We start from the raw sequence: 801 nt of genomic DNA, 5'->3' as shown, positions 1-801 counted from the left end.
TTCGTTGCTCTCAGACTACTTGCGTCAGGAACTCAGAAGTCCATCGCTCTCCATGGCTTTTGCGTAAGTCCTATGAATACCTTCGCAGGCAGGTTGCTTGAGGTCAAGGAAGATGTAATTGCGCGCGCTAGGGAAAGCGAAAGCAGTATCACTACTAAAAGCCAAATTGCGATGAAAAAATATTGGGGTAACTTAAAGTAAATGTTAATGAAGGCTGCCGCTGCAGTACCTGAAACTCCTATAAGCGTAGCTGCTGCGTATTCTGATGCAGATGGTTTAAATATGTCGATTCTAGGGGGTATTGGCATGAGAGGTGGGGATATTAAATTGAGCTGAAATTATTCAATATTCGCTTGTATTCTAAGTGCTCGTCACCATGTCGGGGTGGTCGGAATTAGCCCGATTATTACGAGTTCACCCTGAATAGGGGCATGACAGGCTGCTTGTGGTCTGATGAACAGACTGCCTCATCAGGGCGATTCCGGCTGGTCATGTTTCTGAATGAGGTGTTCGCGGAGAAAGGGATTGATCGGTCACGAATCATGGTAACAAGCGGGAATCTGCTTGGTCGGAAAATCTAGAAGTTCGATTACATGCCGAAGCTGTTCAGCCTTGCGCCTGATGGTTGCGGCATAGACGGGAGTGTCAGGATTTCTGTGTGCAAGGCGGTTGAATGTTAGCTGAGGTTTAACGGTTGTTGGATTTCTGGTCTTTTTCAAACAGGCCCCTGCCAGGCCCAATCCACCGAAGTTAAGCCATGTCACCCCTTGTAAGCCATGCTCGGATGAGGTTTCACATGAT

2 protein-coding genes are annotated in these 801 nt (G+C 47.4%); one reads left to right on the top strand and one right to left on the bottom strand.

All coding sequences use genetic code 11. The features are described 5' to 3' along the window. A partial coding sequence (locus tag PY257_RS16255; protein ID WP_275743707.1) for a hypothetical protein occupies nucleotides 1-201 on the top strand: 201 nt, incomplete at its 5' end. Between the two features lie 332 nt (nucleotides 202-533). On the opposite strand, the gene PY257_RS16250 is transcribed toward PY257_RS16255, so the two are convergent. After that, on the bottom strand, nucleotides 534-801 hold a 268-nt coding region (locus tag PY257_RS16250), incomplete at its 5' end, for a hypothetical protein (RefSeq protein ID WP_275743705.1).

It is taken from the genome of Curvibacter soli (assembly GCF_029211125.1).
In the GTDB taxonomy this organism is placed as follows: domain Bacteria; phylum Pseudomonadota; class Gammaproteobacteria; order Burkholderiales; family Burkholderiaceae_C; genus Curvibacter_A; species Curvibacter_A soli.
This window is presented reverse-complemented; position numbering and strand designations above follow the sequence as displayed.